Source organism: Rhizobium sp. IY2 (assembly GCF_047532935.1).
Taxonomy (GTDB): domain Bacteria; phylum Pseudomonadota; class Alphaproteobacteria; order Rhizobiales; family Rhizobiaceae; genus Rhizobium; species Rhizobium anhuiense.
This window is the reverse complement of sequence record NZ_JBLKNU010000002.1, coordinates 219,090-235,195: the sequence shown is the minus strand read 5'-3', so window position 1 is coordinate 235,195 and position 16,106 is coordinate 219,090. Positions and strand designations below refer to the sequence as shown.

The following is a 16,106-nucleotide window of genomic DNA, read 5'->3' as shown; positions in this document are numbered from 1 at the left end:
CGAAGAGGCCGGCGATGTCCAAACCGATCACCATGACAGATTTCAATAGGACTGCGAGGAAACCGACATGACCAAGACATTGGACGTGATCACGATCGGGCGAGCCGGCGTCGACCTCTATGGCGCACAGGTCGGAGGACGGCTGGAGGATATGGGATCCTTCGAAAAATATATCGGCGGCAGTCCGACCAACATCGCCTGCGGCACGGCGCGACTGGGCCTCAACTCGGCGCTGATCTCCCGGGTGGGCGATGAGCATATGGGCCGGTTCATCCGCGAGGAGCTTGCCCGGCATGGTGTCGACGGTAGGGGTGTGGTGACCGATCCCGAGCGCCTGACGGCCCTCGTCATCCTCGGCATCCGCGACGAGGAACGGTTCCCGCTGATATTCTACCGGGAAAACTGCGCCGACATGGCGCTTTGCGAGGAGGATATCGACGAGGCCTTCGTTGCCAGCGCCCGCTCGGTGCTGGTGACGGGAACACACCTGTCGCATCCGCGCACGGAAGCCGCTGTGCTGAAGGCGCTCGCCTTTGCTCGCAAGCATGGCGCCCGGACGGCTCTCGACATCGACTATCGTCCGAACCTTTGGGGTGTGGCCGGTCATGGCGAGGGGGAAAGCCGCTATGTGGCTAGTGGGCAGGTGACCGAAAAACTGCAGGCGACGCTTCATCTGTTCGATTTGATCGTCGGAACCGAGGAAGAATTCCACATCGCCGGCGGGACGACCGATACCGTGGCGGCGCTCAGGGCGGTACGCGCCGTCACCGCGGCGACGCTCATCTGCAAACGCGGCGCCAAGGGGGCGGTCGCATTCGAAGATGCGATATCGGATAATCTCGACGACGGCATTTCAGGCGAGGGTTTCCCGGTCGAAGTCTTCAACGTTCTCGGCGCCGGAGACGGCTTTTTCGCCGGGCTGCTGAAAGGCTGGCTTGATGGCGAGGATTGGCCGACCGCGCTCCGATACGCCAATGCCTGCGGCGCTTTTGCCGTCTCCCGTCACGGCTGCACGCCGGCCTATCCGTCACTTGAGGAGCTGAATTTCTTCCTTAAGCGCGGCATGATGCGCCCCGACCTGCGCAATGATGCCGCGCTGGAGCAGCTGCACTGGTCGACCAACCGGCATGGCGACTGGTCCGAGATGCGCGTCTTCGCCTTCGATCACCGGATGCAGCTCGAAAGCATGACGGGTTACACGCCGTCGAAGGGCGGCGCCTTCAAGGAGCTCTGCCTTCAGGCCGCCCTGGCAGTGCAGAAGGGGCGATCCGGCTACGGGGTCCTCTGCGACGACCGGATCGGCCGGCGCGCGCTCCATGCCGCCTCCGGGACCGGCCTGTGGATCGGCAGACCCTGCGAATGGCCGGGGTCGCGGCCGCTTAGCCTGGAGCCTTCCCTCGGTCCCGATTGCGGGGGACTTTCGGAATGGGCGCGCGAGAACGTCGTCAAGGTGCTCTGCTTCTGCCACCCTGATGACGACGATGCGACCTGGGACCGGCAACTGGCGGAAGTGCGGCGGCTTTACGTGGCGTCGCGCCGCAACAGGTTGGAATTCCTGCTCGAGGTCATCCCGTCCAAGGTCGCCAGCGTCACCACGGATACGACCGCGATACTGATCCGCCGCTTCTATGCCGAAGGCATTTATCCCGATTGGTGGAAGCTCGAGCCGCTGGACGAACCCGAAGCATGGGCGCGGGTCTGCGCCGCCATCGAGGAAAACGATCGTCATACCAGAGGGATCGTCGTCCTCGGCCTGGATGCGCCGGAGGACCTCTTGAAGGCGAGCTTCGAAGTTGCCGCGCGCTTCCCGCTCGTCAAGGGATTTGCCGTCGGACGGACGATCTTCGGCTCGGTCGCCCGCGGCTGGTTCGAAGGCACGATCGGTGACGAAGAGGCCGTCGAGGAGATGGCGACACGATACTCCAGGCTCTGCGCGGTCTGGGAAGGCGCACGGGCGCGCGTACAGGAGGCAGCAGAATGAGAACGATACGACTGACCGCGGCGCAGGCCATGGTGAAATGGCTTTCGGTGCAGATGACGGAGGATGGCGAGCGCTTCATCGAAGGCGTCTGGGCGATCTTCGGTCACGGCAACGTGGCCGGTATCGGAGAGGCCCTGCATGGGATCGGCGATGCCCTTCCCACTTGGCGCGGCCAGAACGAACAGACCATGGCGCATGCGGCGATCGCTTATTCGAAGACCCTGAAGCGCAGGCGCGCCCAGGCGGTGACGTCCTCGATCGGCCCGGGCGCCACCAATCTGATCACGGCCTGCGCGCTTGCCCATGTCAACAGACTGCCCGTGCTGTTCATACCCGGCGACATCTTTTCCAACCGCCGCCCCGAGCCGGTGCTGCAGCAGATCGAGGACATCAACGACGGAACCGTCAGCGTCAATGACTGCTTCCGGCCGGTCTCGGCCTATTTCGACCGGATCGCCCGTCCCGAGCATCTCCTGACCTGCCTGCCGCGCGCCCTGGCGGTCATGACCGATCCGGGCAGTTGCGGCCCGGTCACGCTGGCATTCTGCCAGGATGTGCAGGCAGAACTCTACGACTACCCGGAAGCGTTTTTCGAACCGAAAGCTTGGCGCATCCGCCGTCCCGAACCGGACCCGCGGGAGGTCGCAGATCTTGCCGACGCCATCCGGGCCGCGCGCAGGCCGGTCATCATATCAGGCGGCGGCGTCATCTATTCTGAGGCCGAGGCCGAGCTCGCCGCATTCGCGGAGAAGCACCATATCCCCTTTGTCGAAACGCAAGCCGGGAAGGGCGCCAACAGCTGGGAGCACCCGCTGAATTTCGGATCGCCTGGCGTGACCGGATCGGCGTCCGCCAATGCGCTTTGCGCCGAGGCGGATCTCGTGATCGGCATCGGCACGCGTTTCCAGGATTTCACCACGGGCAGCTGGGCGCTTTTCCGCAATCCCACGCGGCGGCTCGCCTCGATCAACCTTGCCGGATACGACGCGACCAAGCATTCGGCATTGCCCTGCGTCGGCGATGCCCGGATCGCGCTCACGCGCTTGTCCGCAGCTCTCGAGGCCTATCGCGGGCCCGACGTCGACGCCGGGAGCAGGACCGATTGGCATAGAACGGTCGAGCGCGTGACGGCGGCACCGGATACGGACGGGCCTGGAAACCTGCCCACCGACGCACAGGTCATCGGCGCCGTGCAGCGGGCGGCGACGGAAACCTCCGTGGTCATGTGCGCGGCCGGCACCATGCCGGGCGCACTGCAGGTGCTGTGGCAGTCCGCCAAGGGCGGATACCACATGGAGTATGGTTTCTCCTGCATGGGTTACGAAGTGGCAGGCGCCATGGGCATCAAGCTCGCGCGCCCCGACAAGGACGTCATCTGCTTCGTCGGCGACGGTTCCTACATGATGGCCAATTCGGAAATTGCCACCGCCGTCATGCGGCGGGTGCCGTTCACCATCGTGTTGACCGACAATCGCGGCTACGGCTGCATCAACCGTCTCCAGATCGAGTGCGGCGGCGCCGAGTTCAACAACATGTACAAGGACTGCAATGTCGATGTGCAGCCCGAGATCGACTTTGTCGCGCACGCCGCCTCGATGGGCGCCCGTGCCGAAAAGATAGGGTCGATCGCCGAACTCGAGGCACGCATCGCCGCCGCGCGGGGGCGGAACATTCCGAGCGTTCTGGTGATCGACACCGATGCGGTTCCTGGAAGCGACGCAGGCGGCCATTGGTGGGATGTCGCCGTTCCGCAGGTCGGCGGCCCGGAGCGGCTCGAGCGAGCCCGCGCGCGTTACACCGAGAATGCCGCCAATCAACGCGTGTTCGATTGATGCAGGTCAGCCTGTCGGCCGGTTCTCGCCGGTCTCAGAGCAGAGGTTCTTTCGCGAAGCCAGGAAGTCGATGAAGGTGCGGACCTTGGCGGACAGATATTTCCTGCTGGGATAGACGGCGTGCAGGGTCGTGCTGAACATCACCTCTTCGGGGAGCACCACTTCCAGCCGGCCCTCGGCGATATCGGTCTGCGTCATCCACGCCGGCAGGAAGACCAGACCCATGCCCTCCAATGCGGCCAGGTGCAGCATGATCTCGTTTTCGCTCAGCATGACGGGGCGGAACTTCACCGTCGCCTGGCCCTTCGGTCCGTCGAGAGTCATGCTGCCGCTGGAGTTCATGCCTTTGTAGAGCAAGATCGAATGCCCGTTGAGGTCGCCGACTTTCGATGGCCGGCCGGTGCGCGTGAGATAGGCAGGGGACGCGACAAGATGAAAAGGGACGTCCATCACCGGCCGCGCGATGAGGCCGGGATCGAGCCGGTCGGGCGACGTGGCGCGGAGCGCCAGGTCAAAGCCCTCGTCGACGAGATTGACCAGCCGGCCGCTGAAATCCATGTCGAAGCACACGTCGGGATAGCGCTGATGATATTCTGCGATCACGCGGGCAATCGGGGTGTTCGCAAACCACATCGGGACACTTAGCCTCAAGGTCCCGCGCGGCGTCACCGTGACATTGCTGACGGCGTCTTCCACCTCGTCCAGGCCGTCGAGCAACAGCCTGGCCTGGTTGAAATAGAGCGTGCCGGTCTCGGTCATGCTGACAGAGCGGCTGGTACGGTTGAGCAACCGGCTTCCCAGCCGTTTCTCCAAGTGCATCACATGTTTGCTCGCCATCGCCGGCGAGAGGCCGAGGCGATCGGCGGCGGCCGTGAAATTCTTCAGTTCCGCCACAGTGCAGAAGACGCGCAGGCTCGTTAACGTATCCATCAATCATCAATCTAGAGGAAATGTTCTCTCAATGAAAGCGCGATTGATCAATTGATACGAAACGACGAATTTGGCTGCCGGAACCAAACTTCCTGTTCCAAGCCAGTATCGCTTCGAAAGAATGCAATCCTTGACCAGTCTTCGTCTTCCCACCTATTTCGTCAGTCATGGCGGCGGCCCCTGGCCCTATATGAGCGGCGAGTTCCGTCGCAACTTCGACAAGCTCGAGCAGTCGCTGATCGAGATGCGGGCCGAACTCGGCGATGCGCCCAAGGCGATCCTCATGGTGTCGGCGCATTGGGAGGAGCAGGGCTTTGCCGTCTCCTCCGGCGAAAGACCGGGGATGCTCTACGACTTTTACGGCTTCCCGGAATATCTCTACCACGTCAAGTACGGCGCTCCGGGCTCTCCCGAACTCGCGCGGCATGTCCGGGAATTGCTGAAGGCCGGCGGCATCGACGCCTGGCTCGATCCCGCCCGCGGCTTCGATCACGGCACCTACGGCATCATGCAGCCGCTCTACCCCGAAGAAGACATGCCCGTGGTCCAGCTCTCCATCCATGCCGGTTACGATCCCGCCGTCCACCTTAAGGTCGGGCGGGCGCTGGCGCCGTTGCGCGACGAGGGCGTGCTGATCATCGGCGGCGGTCTCAGCTATCACAATCTGAGGGCTTTCCAGGATGGCAGCGGACGCGAGCCGTCCCGGCAATTCGATGCCTGGCTCCATCAGACCCTGCTCCGTTCGCCGCCCGAAGAACGTGCCGAGCGGTTGTTACACTGGGAGCGGGCGCCGCTCGCCCGCGCCGCGCATCCAAGAGAAGATCATCTTATCCCGCTGATGGTCGCGGTCGGCGCCGCAGGGAGCGAACCGGGCGCCGTCACCTATCACCAGACCGACTTTGCCGGCGGGCTCACCGCATCCAGCTTCCGTTTCGGCGCAACACCACGGCCCATCCTTTCCAAGGGAGATCTGCAATGACCGACAACACCCTGAAACCGATCCTCTACTTCAAGCAGAACTGCCCGTTCTGCTTCAAGGTCCGGCTGTTCCTGCTCGAAGCAGGCTTGAACGAAGACGTCGAGATCCGCGAATTTGTCTCCGGATCGCAGCAGGAGAACGACATTCGAGCCGAGCTCAGTCCGCACTTGGACAAGGTGAGTTTCCCCGCCGCCCGGTTCGAGCTAGGCCGTTACATTGCCGAGTCGGATGACATCGTCGCCCTCCTGGCGGCGAAGGCCGGCCGCGAACCGGCTTCCATGCCGGCATTCACCAACTATGTCGAAGGCCCTCTGAAGCTCGTGATGAACCTCTGGAAAGAGAACATCGAGCTCAAGGCGGCCGCCGCTTGAACATCAAAACCATCATTCAGGAGAAATACCGATGCCAGACACGACCAAGTGGACGCCTTATATCCTCGCCATTTTGCGGATCGTCACCGCGCTGCTGTTCCTTGAACATGCCACGATGAAATTCTTTCAATTCCCGGCCGCCATCCCGGGCATACCGTCGCCTTTGCCCACGATGATCCTCGTCGCCGGTGCAATCGAGGTCATCACTGGCCTGCTGATGACGGTCGGCTACTACACCCGCGTCGCCGCCTTCATCGCTTCGGGCGAAATGGCCGCCGCTTACTGGATGGCGCATGCGCCGCAAAGCTTCTGGCCGGCGCTCAACATGGGCGAGTCCGCCATCTTGTTCTGCTTCGTCTTCCTTTATCTCGCCTTTGCCGGCCCTGGCCGCCTGGCGATCGACAACGCCGCGAAGCAGACGTCGCTCGCGAGAGCCTAAGCCCTCGACCTCCGCACTCCCGCTGTGCAGCGGGAGTGCCTTCAGATGCCTGCGCGCAAAGATCCATCTGGACACTATTATGGACACATGTTCTATAAAGTGGACAGATTTGACGGGAGCGGGCGATGCATCTTTCCATGTGGACTTATCCCTGGGACGTCCAGGATCAGGGGCTTGGTGCGTTTGCCGCCGAGCTTGACGGCCGCGCGGGCCTGAACACGGTCAGCCTGGCGACCTCCTATCATGCCGGCCGTTTCCTTCAGCCGCGCAGCCCGCAGCAGAAGGCCTATTTTCCCGAGGACGGAACGGTCTATTTCCGGCCGGATGAAAGCCTCTGGCAGGATAAGCTGATCCGGCCGCTGATGGCCGGGAATGTCACTGAGCGCGGCGACATGCTGGATGCGCTCGTCGGGGCGCGCGATGCGACGGGCCTCAAGGTCTCCTGCTGGACGGTCTGCCTGCACAATAGCCGCCTCGGCATGCTGCATCCCGATCATGTGACGCGAAACGCCTTCGGCAATGCCAACTACTACAATCTCTGCCCCTCCAGCCCGGCGACGCGGGACTATGCCGTCACCCTCGTGCGCGACATCACGACGAACTACCGGCCCGACATGGTGGAACTCGAGAGCCCGAACTTCATGGGCTTCGCGCATGAATACCACCACGAAAAAGACGGCGTCGGCCTGAACGCCGAAGACGACTTCCTGCTATCGCTCTGCTTCTGCGACCATTGCACGGCGCGCGCCGAAAAGGCAGGCGTGTCGGTCGAAGGCGCGCGCCGCTCGGTCGCGCGCTTCATCGCCGAACTCTGCGAAAGGGCTGTCCCGGAACCGCAGTTCCCGGACTTCCCGGCAGCCGGCATCGATGCCTTCCGCGACCATCCCGACCTGCATGCCTATCTCACCTGGCGCAGCGAGCCGGTGACCAGCCTGATCGGCGAAATCAAGGCGGCCGCCGACCCGGCGACACGTGTCGTGCTGATCGACCTGAAGGACGGCTGGCTCGGCGGCGTCGATCTCGCAGCCGCCGGCAAGCTCTGCGACGGGGCGATCCTATGCTGCTACGACATGGCGCCTGATGCCATCGGCGATGTCATCCGGACCGGCCGGGCGGCAATCGGGCCGGACAAGTTTCTCGGGGTGGGCCTGCGCGTCTTCTATCCCGAGGTCAGCGCGGCTGCGGTGCTGGCAGCGCGCGCCAGGGCCGCCGTCGATGCCGGCGCTGACGGCGTGAACTTCTATAATTACGGCCTGATCCCGGCCAAACGTCTCGACTGGGTCAAGGCGGCAGTCGACGCCATCACTTGAGCAGATCGGCGCTCTTCAGGATGTGATGGGTTCGGCGACCTGGATCAGGCAGTCGCCGGCCTGGCTGTCGCAATGCAGCCTGTGGGAAATGACGATGCCGCTCTCGGCGAAACGCAGCTCCTCCTCCGGCTGCTCCAGCCCTTCGAGATCATGATACCATCCGGCCAGATCGCCGGCGGCAACGGTGGCGCCGAGGGCAACAGCCGGCTCGAACCAGCCTCGGCGGTGCGCATAGATGCCTTGGCTGTGCCGCGATAGCGACAGCAACTGTAACGGCCCGGGCTCGGCGAGCGGTACGCGCGACAGGACCGGACGCTCGATAATGCCGAGTGTGACGAGCAACCGGTCGATCGCCGCCGCCGTGAAAGCCATCGTCTCGGGCGTCACGGTGCCGCCGCCGCCGAACTCGCCGGAAAGACCGACGGTTCCGGCCCTTGCCGCAGCGCCCATCGATGTCGGCGCCGTCGACCCGTTATCGGCGATGAAGGCATGCGACGCGCCCATCGCCCGCATCAGCGAAACGGACCGGTCGAAGCGGGCCGCATCGGCCTGCCGCTCGATCAGCGTGCAGGGCAGGTGCGCCATGGAGGTGCCGCCCGAATGCAGGTCGAGCACGGCGTCATGACGCGGAAAAAGTTCATGTTCGAGGAAATGCGCCATCCGCGCCGTCGGCGACCCCATGGGATCACCGGGAAAGGCCCGATTGAGATTGCCGCCGTCGAAGGGCGAGCAGCGCTTGGCCGCCATCACCGCCGGCAGGTTTGCCATCGGCAGGATGGTGACGGCGCCACGGATTTCCGCGGCATCCAACAGCCGCATGAGCCGTCCGAGCTGGAGTTCACCCTCATACTCGTCGCCATGATTGCCCGCCATCAGCAGCAAGGACGGCCCTTTGCCATTTTTCAGGCGAAGGACCGGAATGCGGATCTGATAGTAGGGCGAACGGTCGATCGAATAGGGAATGGCGAGGTGGCCGGCCTGCCGGCCCTCGCGCGAAAAGTCGATCGGATTGACGAGACCGCTATGCATGATGTCTCCAGTGCGGGCGGTTGCGATGCCGTTACAGCGCGGCGATCGCGGTCATTTCGACGCGCAGATCGGGATCGGCGAGACGAGCTTCGGTGCAGGCGCGGGCCGGCGGGTTTTCGATGTCGATCCAGCTGTCATAGACGCTGTTCATCGCCTCGAAATCGACGATTGCCGGCAGGAAGACGTTGACGGCGATGAGGCGCGAACGGTCGATCCCAGCCTCCTTCAACAGAGCGTCGATCTTGCCGAGCACATCGCGGGTCTGGTCCTCAATGCCCGCCTTGCGATTTTCCGCGACCTGGCCGGCAATATAGACGAGACCGCCGTAGCTGACGGCTTGGCTCATACGCGAGCCTTTCTGATAACGCTGGATCATAAGCAGGTTTTCCTTTTCTTGCTTTTGGAGGGAGAGTTCAGCCGAAGCTGGTCAGATAGGCCGCCGTCACCGAATGGTCCGGGTCGAGGCCGTAAAGGATGGCATGCCGGTCAAGGCAGGTGCAGGGATGCGAGATGCCATACTCGATGACGTCGCCGACCGAAACGTCGCTGCCATCGGCAAGTGCCACGAAGGCGTGCTGATCGTTGAGGCGAAACACTTCGGCGCCTTCGAGATCGGCAAGATGCGCACCATTGCGGTAGAGCGCCAGCGGCCGCGGCAGGCCCTGGTCCATCGCCACGTCGCGCATGCCCATGCCGCAGATTGCAAGCCGCGGCTCCGGTCGCGACAGCACCTCGGCCCAAACCCGCAGCGCCGGACGGAAACCCGCGGCCGCGGAAATCATCTCGCCTCCGATGCGCAAGCCGCCGCGTGCATCGAGGCCGGCAAGGCCGCGCTCGTAGATGCCGTGATCGTGGAAGAAGATCGCACCGCTGCGCAGCACCAGCCGACAGGCCGGATCGGCCGCAATGGCGGCTGAAAGCCTGGCAACCACAAGGTCGAAAAACACCGAGCCGCCTGCCGTGACGAGGAGCGGCCGCTCGTCGCCGATGCAGGCGCGCAGCTTCGGCAGGAAATCGGATGTCACCGCCATCAGCGAGTCGATGCGACGCATCGTCTCTTGCGCATCGGCGGTCGCCGCCGCGCCCTCATAGGCGGCGATGCCGGTCAGCCGGAAGGTCGGAGTCTCCACGGCAAGGATCGCCTCGAGAATTGCCTCGGCGGCGTCGGCGCTTCGGGCACCGGCGCGGCCGGCGCCGAACTCCACCAGCAGGCCGAGAGGCGGCAGATCGGCACGTTCCCGCCATGCGGCGCAAAGAGCCTCGACGAGTGCCGTCGAATCCACGAAAATATGCAGTTCCGCATCGGGATATTGGCGGAGCAGGGCCGCCAGCCGCCGGGCGGCGGCAGTTCCACCGATCTCGTTGGCGAGGATCAGCCGACGCTGTCCGGCCTTGAGCAACACGGCCGCCTGACGGATATCGGCGACCGTCGTGCCCCAGGCGCCTGCCGCCAAGAGCGCCGCCGACAGCGCCGTCGACATCGGCGTCTTGGCGTGCGGGGCGATTTCGGCGCCATGGCTCTTCACATAGATCATCATCAGTTCGGCATTGTCGGAGAAAGCCTGCTGGTCGAGCGAGATCAGCGGCAGGGCCATCCTGCCGTCATAGGGCTTCCATCCTTGCTTGCCGATGGCATCCAGCGGGAGCGGCGGATTGCCTGGCGGAAAGCCGCGCACCTGCTCGTCGATCAGTAGGTTTTCGGTCGTCGTATGAAGGTCAGACATGGCAGTCCCTGATCTCGGCCGGATCGGCGATGCCGAGGCGATAGGTGTCATTGGCGGTGGCAAAGAACAAAGCGCGCTGCTCGTCGTAAGAGAGCTGCGCGGCGACCGTGCGGAAAACCTGATAGACCTCGTCGAAAGAGGCGTGCAGGCCCGCGACCGGAAAGTCGCTTGCGAACATGGCGCGCGCCGGGCCGAAACAATCGAGACAATGCTCGATCACCGGCCGCAGGCTTTCGAGCGTCCATTGGTTGTCGTAGGCGACGAGGTCGGAGATCTTCAGGCGCACGTTCGGCTCGCTGCCGAGCGCCCGCAGGCCACCGCGCCAGAGCGTCATGCCATCCACCGTCCGGTCGGTGGGGCTACCGCCGTGGTTGAGCACGAAGAGCGTTTGCGGAAAGGCACGCACCAGGTCGAGCGCCTCGCTCATCTGCCAGGGATAGAGCATCAGGTCGAAGACCAGCCCGAGCCGTGTGGCGTGGGCCAGGCCCGCCCGCCAGGCGGGATCGCTCATGCGGTTGGCGCGCGACGCAAAACTCTTCGCCACATCGGGATGCCAGCTCAAAATATCGCGGATGCCGACGACGTTGGGATTTGCCGCTTCCGCCTCGAGCAGGCGCATGGCGTCCGGCCCGTCGAGGGGAACGCGCGCGATATAACGGTGCGCCACGCCGGAGCTGCGGTCGAGGCCATCCAGCCAGCGGCTCTCTTCCAGCGGATACGCAACGGACCAGCCGGCCTCGACATGCACTGACGCAACGACGTTCTGGCGCGCGGCATCGGCCCGATAATCGTCGATGCCGTAGTCGCGCAGGATCGGCGCCAGGCTTCCGAAAACCATCTCTTCGCCTGATGCCCGCGCCTTCTGAAGCCAGGGATGACGTTCCAGCTTAAGGTCCCAGAGGTGATGGTGCGGGTCGATCACCGGCCCGTCGTAGAGTTCCGTCATCGGCGCGCCTCCCGGCCGGAGACGAGCAGAAGGGCGAGGATCAGCGTGCCGAACATGATCGACCGCCAACCGGGCGAGGCGTTGACGACGGTGATCAGCGCCGTCGTCGTCACAAGCAGGATCGCCCCCGGAACGGTCCCGGCATAGGTGCCGCGGCCGCCGAGGATGGAGGTGCCGCCGAGCACGACGGCGGCGATCGAGGTTAGCAAATAGGGGTCGCCGATGCCGACATAGCCTTGCCGGTTCATGCCGAGCACGAGAATGCCGGCAAGCCCGGCGAAAAAGCCCGACAGGGTATGGGCGACCAGCGTGTTGCGCGTGACGCTGACGCCGGAAAGCCGGGCCGCCAGCGGGTTTGCCCCGAGCGCCAGGAAACGGGCGCCGATCGGCATGCGGTGGACGAGCAGCAGGACGACGATCGAAACGACGAGCCACAGGATGATGCCCGAGGGAATGCCGAGCGGCCGCGCCTGCCCGAGCAGGATGACCGCCGGATTGCTGACGGTGACGGCGCTGCCGCCGGCGACGATGACGAGCAGGCCCTGCAGGAAGGTCGCCATGGCGAGCGTCATGATGATCGGCGGCACGCGAAGATAGGCGGCACCCGCACCATTCATCAGGCCGATGCCGGTGGCGATGGCAAGGGCCGCCACGATGCCGGCAAGGCCGGTCGGGTCCCAGGCCGGCGAAATCAGCGGCAGCAGGATCGCCGTGACGGTGATGACCGCTCCGACGGAGAGATCGATGCCGCCCATCAGGATGACGAGCGTCTGCCCGGCGGCGGCAATGCCGATCACCGCGGCGAGTTCGAGCAGGTAGCGCAGGTGGCCATAGGCGCCGAAACCACGCAGCGAAAGGCTTGCGACGATCCAGACGAGTGCGACCAGAAGCAGGGTCAGGAGCGGCGGATTGCGGAACGCGGATCGGATCATGTTCATCGCTTTGCCCTCCATACCCCAAGAAGTTCCGGAACAGCGACCGCCCCGACGATGATCAGCCCTTGCGCGACATATTGCGCGACCGGCGGAAAGCCCAGGAAGAACATGACGTTGATCATGACCGAGAGCAGCAGGCTGCCACAGATCGCGCCGCGCATCGTGCCTTTGCCGCCGAGGAAACCCACGCCGCCGAGCACGGCGGCGGCGATCGAATTCAGCGTGAAGGGCGTGCCGATCACCGGATCACCCGAACCGGTCTGCGCGGCGACGAACAAACCGGTCAGCGTTGCAAGCAGACCGGACAGCGCGAAGGCTGCGACCTTCACCCGTTCGACCGGGACGCCGGAGCGGAATGCGCCGACCGGATTGTCGCCGGCCGCGTAGATGCCGAGGCCGAGCGGCGTTGCGAGAAAGACCTTCCAGAGCAAGAGGATGACGATGAGCAGCAGGAAGGCGACGGGCGTGTGGCCGGCCAGCGTGGTCGAAAGCCAGTCGGGAATGAACCCGCCCGGCCGCGGCAGCAGGATGAGTGCCACCCCGCCGATGATGAAGGAGCCGGCGAGCGTGACGATGATCGCAGGCAACCTCAGATACGTGACGATGGCGCCGATGACGGCGCCGATCGAAAGACCGGCGAGCGAGACCGCGAGAATGCCGCCCGGCACGCCGAGCGCCCCTTCCATCGTCGTCGCGGCGATCACCGCTCCAAGGCTGACCAGCGGGCCGATCGCCAGCGTGATGCCGCCGTTCAGCATGAGCAGCGCCTGCGCCATGGTGACGAGCGCCAGCGGGAACCAGTTCTGCGTGAACTTGGAGAAGCCGCCGATGGAAAGAATGCCGGGAAAGAGCAGTGCATAAAGGATGAGAAAGGCGGCGACGACCAGATAGAGGCCGGCAAGGCCGCGGTTGCGGCGGAGCTGGATCGAACCGTAGAGCCGGGATGATGAAATTGTGCTCATGCCGCCTCTCCCTGCGTCGTGGCGGTAATGCCCATGGCCGCGCCGACGATCGCCCCTTCGCTGATGTCGTCCTGCGACAGCACCGCCGCGACGCGCCCCTCGCGCAGAACCACGACACGGTCGCAGAGATGCACGAGTTCCGGCGTATCGGAACTGGCGAGGATGACGAGCCGCCCTTCGGCTGCGAAAGCACGGAGCATGAGGTAGATTTCCCGCTTGGTCTCGATGTCGACGCCGCGGGTGGGATCGTTGAGCAGCAGAACGGAAGGATCGAGCGGCAGCCATTTGGCGAGCGCCACCTTCTGTTGGTTGCCGCCGGAAAGCGCCTGCACCGGGCGGGCCGTGTCGCCCTTGATCGTCAGCCGGCGCGCGAGATCGGCGACCAGGCCGTTTTCCGCCGGCCGGTCGCGTAAGCCGTTACGGGCGAGCCGTCCGAGCGAGGGCAGGATGAGATTGGATGCGATGGAGTGGGGCAGCACCAGCCCCTCATGCTTGCGGTCGGCAGGGACATAGACGATGCCCGCCGCATTCGCCTCGCCGACATCGGCGGGCAGGGCGGGTTTGCCTGATACGTCCGCGCGAGCGGCTGAGGCTGGAATCGCGCCGTAGAGGCCGAGCAGCAGGTCTTCCTGCCCTTGTCCGACGAGCCCGCCAATGCCGACGATCTCGCCGGCGCGGGCGGAGAAGCCGACGTCACGCACCATGCCGGCGGAGAAACCTTCGACGCTGATGCGTGTTTCGCCGGGCTTGGTGGTGGGGCGCGGCGGGAACAGGTCGCCGGTCTCGCGGCCAACCATCAGGCGCACCAGGCCCTCGCCGTCGATGCCGGACAGCGACTGGTCGGCGGTGACCAGGCCGTCCTTCAGCACCGTGACATGCGAGCAGAGCGCCTGCACCTCGTTGAGGCGGTGGGAAATATAAAGAAGTGCCGTGCCGCGGTCCTTGAGCGTCTCGATCAGCCGGGCAAGGATACCGGCTTCGTGGGCGGAGAGCGACGAGGTCGGCTCGTCCAGGATCAGCACGCGCGGCTTGCGGAACAGCGCCTTGGCGATCTCGACCATCTGACGGCGGCCGAGCGCGAGATCGGCGACCGGCATGTCGAGCGGTTCGGTGAGCCCGACCATGTCGCAGACATCCGACACGCCGCGATGAAGCGCTTTGTAATCGATCAGACCGAACCGGCGCGGAAAGGCGCCGAGCCCAATGTTTTCGGCAATCGACAGACTGGCCGTCAGGCTCAGCTCCTGCTGAACGACGGCAATGCCTGCCGCGCGCGCAGCCGCCGGGCTGAAACGCCCGACGGGCTTGCCGTCGACGAGGATGGAACCGCTGTCCGGCTGCAGAGCACCGGACAGGAGGTTGATCAATGTGGACTTGCCGGCGCCATTTTCGCCGAGCAGGGCGTGAACCCTGCCCGGCAGAAGAGCGATATCCACGCCCTTCAAAACGGGATTGCCGAAAAATCCCCTGAACACCTGCCGGGCTTCCAGCAGGGGTGGTTCTTCCGTCATGACGGCTTTCCTCAACCCGAGTTACATGGTCGGATTATTTGGGTGGATTACTTGGCGAGCAGCTTGTCGAAGAGCGCCTGATCGTAATCGGAGTAGATATAGCCGTCAGCCGGGAACTTGTCGGCCCGGGCGAGGTAGCTGCCGATCGTGCTGTCGTCGATGACGGGCAGCGGCACCTTGACGAAGGCCGGGACATCCTTGCCTTGCAGCGCCTGCACGGCGGTATAGACGGAAAGCGCGCCGAGCCAGTTGGGCTGCATCGTCGCCCAACCCTTCAGGCCCTTCTCCTTCCAGAGTTCCAGGAACTGCCGGGCGTTTTCGCCTGTCGTCGGCACCTGCTCGCGGCCCTGGCGTTCGAAGGCGAGGACGGAGCCGGCCGACAGCGCGCCACCGAGCGACAGCACGCCGTCGATTTCGGGATTGGCAAAGAGCAGGCTGGTCATCGCTTCCTGTGCCGGCGCGACATTGTATTCCGTGTTGGTCTCAGTGATCACCTGGAGACCCGGATTGGCATCGAGGACCGGCTGGGCGCCCTTGCGGCGGTCGTCGCTCACCGAAATGCCGGCCGGGCCGTTCATGATGATGATCTTGCCCTTGCCGCCGAGCTGGCTGACCATCCACTTGGCAGCGGTCGCGCCCCATTCGTTGGAATCGGTGTTGATCTTGGCGGTCACCTTGTCGGTGTTGACAAGGCTGTCGAAATTCACGACGGCGATGCCCTTGTCGCAGGCATCCGATATGACGCGGTCGAGCGCATTGGAGGAACCGGCGATCACGACGATGGCGTCGACATTGGCGTCGATCATCGACTGGATATGCTGGATCTGCGTCTGGGCGTTGCCCTGCGCGTCCGTGATCATCAGGTCCTTGACGAGGCCTGCCTTCTTCAGCTCCTCCACTTCAGCCGTGATGGTGCCTTCGGTCTGCTTCATCCAGGTCGGCACCGAATAGATGTTCGCCCAGCCGACCGTATAGGGCGCCTTCCGGTCACCCTTGATGCAATTGGCGGCGGCCGAGGCCGTGCCGGCCGAAAAGACGACGAGGGCGGCCGCAGCGGCAGCACCCGCGAGAAGGCGGCGGCGCAGAGAAGCGGAAATGCCGTTTTCAAGATTCTTCATGTCGATCCCCTTTTTTGTGTGCGGCAGCGTTGACGGCTT

15 protein-coding genes are annotated in these 16,106 nt (G+C 64.4%); 6 read left to right on the top strand and 9 right to left on the bottom strand.

Features of this window, described 5'->3' with window-relative positions:
- The first annotated feature begins 67 nt into the window (after window positions 1-67).
- Together ACMUVN_RS09810 and iolD are read left to right on the top strand one after the other, a co-directional pair.
- The gene (locus ACMUVN_RS09810) at window positions 68-1,981 is read left to right on the top strand and encodes a bifunctional 5-dehydro-2-deoxygluconokinase/5-dehydro-2-deoxyphosphogluconate aldolase (protein WP_414815071.1); all 1,914 of its coding nucleotides are present in this window, start codon (window positions 68-70) and stop codon (window positions 1,979-1,981) included.
- Window positions 1,978-3,813 carry a 3D-(3,5/4)-trihydroxycyclohexane-1,2-dione acylhydrolase (decyclizing) gene (gene iolD / locus ACMUVN_RS09805; protein ID WP_414815070.1) on the top strand — a complete coding sequence of 612 codons (1,836 nt, stop codon included), beginning with the start codon at window positions 1,978-1,980 and terminating at the stop codon, window positions 3,811-3,813. Before ACMUVN_RS09810 ends, iolD begins: the two co-directional genes overlap by 4 nt.
- A 6-nt stretch (window positions 3,814-3,819) precedes the next feature.
- Here the strand turns inward: iolD and ACMUVN_RS09800 are convergent, their stop codons facing one another.
- Window positions 3,820-4,743 (bottom strand): LysR family transcriptional regulator, encoded by a 924-nt coding sequence (locus ACMUVN_RS09800; RefSeq protein WP_127429900.1) that lies wholly within the window; start codon window positions 4,741-4,743, stop codon window positions 3,820-3,822.
- Between the two features lie 130 nt (window positions 4,744-4,873).
- On the opposite strand from ACMUVN_RS09800, the gene ACMUVN_RS09795 reads away from it, so the two are divergent.
- The 4 genes from ACMUVN_RS09795 (at window position 4,874) to ACMUVN_RS09780 (ending at window position 7,842) form a co-directional block, all read left to right on the top strand.
- Complete coding sequence (locus ACMUVN_RS09795; protein ID WP_414815069.1) at window positions 4,874-5,722, top strand: DODA-type extradiol aromatic ring-opening family dioxygenase; 849 nt, start codon at window positions 4,874-4,876, stop codon at window positions 5,720-5,722.
- On the top strand, window positions 5,719-6,093 hold the full coding sequence (locus ACMUVN_RS09790; RefSeq protein ID WP_414815068.1) for a glutathione S-transferase N-terminal domain-containing protein: 375 nt from the start codon (window positions 5,719-5,721) through the stop codon (window positions 6,091-6,093). The genes ACMUVN_RS09795 and ACMUVN_RS09790 overlap by 4 nt, the downstream gene beginning before the upstream one ends.
- 31 nt (window positions 6,094-6,124) lie before the next feature.
- Entirely contained in the window at window positions 6,125-6,532 is a 408-nt protein-coding gene (locus ACMUVN_RS09785; RefSeq protein ID WP_028755787.1) for a DoxX family protein, read from the top strand.
- Between the two features lie 125 nt (window positions 6,533-6,657).
- Complete coding sequence (locus ACMUVN_RS09780) at window positions 6,658-7,842, top strand: hypothetical protein (protein ID WP_414815067.1); 1,185 nt, start codon at window positions 6,658-6,660, stop codon at window positions 7,840-7,842.
- Window positions 7,843-7,857: 15 nt separating this feature from the next.
- On the opposite strand, the gene ACMUVN_RS09775 is transcribed toward ACMUVN_RS09780, so the two are convergent.
- Genes ACMUVN_RS09775 through ACMUVN_RS09740 form a run of 8 tightly spaced genes read right to left on the bottom strand, consistent with a single transcriptional unit; the run spans window position 7,858 to window position 16,067 of the window.
- Complete coding sequence (locus tag ACMUVN_RS09775) at window positions 7,858-8,871, bottom strand: succinylglutamate desuccinylase/aspartoacylase family protein (RefSeq protein ID WP_414815066.1); 1,014 nt, start codon at window positions 8,869-8,871, stop codon at window positions 7,858-7,860.
- A gap of 31 nt (window positions 8,872-8,902) precedes the next feature.
- Window positions 8,903-9,247, bottom strand: a complete 345-nt coding sequence (locus ACMUVN_RS09770) for a RidA family protein (RefSeq protein WP_028755790.1) — start codon at window positions 9,245-9,247, stop codon at window positions 8,903-8,905.
- A gap of 37 nt (window positions 9,248-9,284) precedes the next feature.
- Window positions 9,285-10,595, bottom strand: coding sequence for an alanine racemase (locus ACMUVN_RS09765; protein WP_414815065.1), 1,311 nt, complete (start codon window positions 10,593-10,595; stop codon window positions 9,285-9,287).
- The gene (locus tag ACMUVN_RS09760) at window positions 10,588-11,541 is read right to left on the bottom strand and encodes an amidohydrolase family protein (protein WP_414815064.1); all 954 of its coding nucleotides are present in this window, start codon (window positions 11,539-11,541) and stop codon (window positions 10,588-10,590) included. The genes ACMUVN_RS09765 and ACMUVN_RS09760 overlap by 8 nt, the downstream gene beginning before the upstream one ends.
- Window positions 11,538-12,479: an ABC transporter permease gene (locus ACMUVN_RS09755; RefSeq protein WP_063476237.1), complete on the bottom strand. Its 942-nt coding sequence runs from the start codon at window positions 12,477-12,479 to the stop codon at window positions 11,538-11,540. Before ACMUVN_RS09755 ends, ACMUVN_RS09760 begins: the two co-directional genes overlap by 4 nt.
- Window positions 12,476-13,438 carry an ABC transporter permease gene (locus tag ACMUVN_RS09750; RefSeq protein WP_414815063.1) on the bottom strand — a complete coding sequence of 321 codons (963 nt, stop codon included), beginning with the start codon at window positions 13,436-13,438 and terminating at the stop codon, window positions 12,476-12,478. Before ACMUVN_RS09750 ends, ACMUVN_RS09755 begins: the two co-directional genes overlap by 4 nt.
- A complete protein-coding gene (locus tag ACMUVN_RS09745; protein ID WP_414815062.1) occupies window positions 13,435-14,949 on the bottom strand; it encodes a sugar ABC transporter ATP-binding protein in 1,515 nt (504 codons plus the stop codon). The genes ACMUVN_RS09750 and ACMUVN_RS09745 overlap by 4 nt, the downstream gene beginning before the upstream one ends.
- A 47-nt stretch (window positions 14,950-14,996) precedes the next feature.
- Complete coding sequence (locus ACMUVN_RS09740; RefSeq protein WP_414815061.1) at window positions 14,997-16,067, bottom strand: ABC transporter substrate-binding protein; 1,071 nt, start codon at window positions 16,065-16,067, stop codon at window positions 14,997-14,999.
- Window positions 16,068-16,106: the final 39 nt, after the last annotated feature.

Bases quoted from the DNA above. Each gene is read 5' to 3' on its own strand.
- ACMUVN_RS09810 (WP_414815071.1), top strand. From the start codon at position 68: ATGACCAAGACATTGGACGTGATCACGATCGGGCGAGCCGGCGTCGAC.
- iolD (WP_414815070.1), top strand. From the start codon at position 1,978: ATGAGAACGATACGACTGACCGCGGCGCAGGCCATGGTGAAATGGCTT.
- ACMUVN_RS09800 (WP_127429900.1), bottom strand. From the start codon at position 4,743: ATGGATACGTTAACGAGCCTGCGCGTCTTCTGCACTGTGGCGGAACTG.
- ACMUVN_RS09790 (WP_414815068.1), top strand. From the start codon at position 5,719: ATGACCGACAACACCCTGAAACCGATCCTCTACTTCAAGCAGAACTGC.
- ACMUVN_RS09785 (WP_028755787.1), top strand. From the start codon at position 6,125: ATGCCAGACACGACCAAGTGGACGCCTTATATCCTCGCCATTTTGCGG.
- ACMUVN_RS09780 (WP_414815067.1), top strand. From the start codon at position 6,658: ATGCATCTTTCCATGTGGACTTATCCCTGGGACGTCCAGGATCAGGGG.
- ACMUVN_RS09775 (WP_414815066.1), bottom strand. From the start codon at position 8,871: ATGCATAGCGGTCTCGTCAATCCGATCGACTTTTCGCGCGAGGGCCGG.
- ACMUVN_RS09770 (WP_028755790.1), bottom strand. From the start codon at position 9,247: ATGATCCAGCGTTATCAGAAAGGCTCGCGTATGAGCCAAGCCGTCAGC.
- ACMUVN_RS09765 (WP_414815065.1), bottom strand. From the start codon at position 10,595: ATGTCTGACCTTCATACGACGACCGAAAACCTACTGATCGACGAGCAG.
- ACMUVN_RS09760 (WP_414815064.1), bottom strand. From the start codon at position 11,541: ATGACGGAACTCTACGACGGGCCGGTGATCGACCCGCACCATCACCTC.
- ACMUVN_RS09755 (WP_063476237.1), bottom strand. From the start codon at position 12,479: ATGAACATGATCCGATCCGCGTTCCGCAATCCGCCGCTCCTGACCCTG.
- ACMUVN_RS09750 (WP_414815063.1), bottom strand. From the start codon at position 13,438: ATGAGCACAATTTCATCATCCCGGCTCTACGGTTCGATCCAGCTCCGC.
- ACMUVN_RS09745 (WP_414815062.1), bottom strand. From the start codon at position 14,949: ATGACGGAAGAACCACCCCTGCTGGAAGCCCGGCAGGTGTTCAGGGGA.
- ACMUVN_RS09740 (WP_414815061.1), bottom strand. From the start codon at position 16,067: ATGAAGAATCTTGAAAACGGCATTTCCGCTTCTCTGCGCCGCCGCCTT.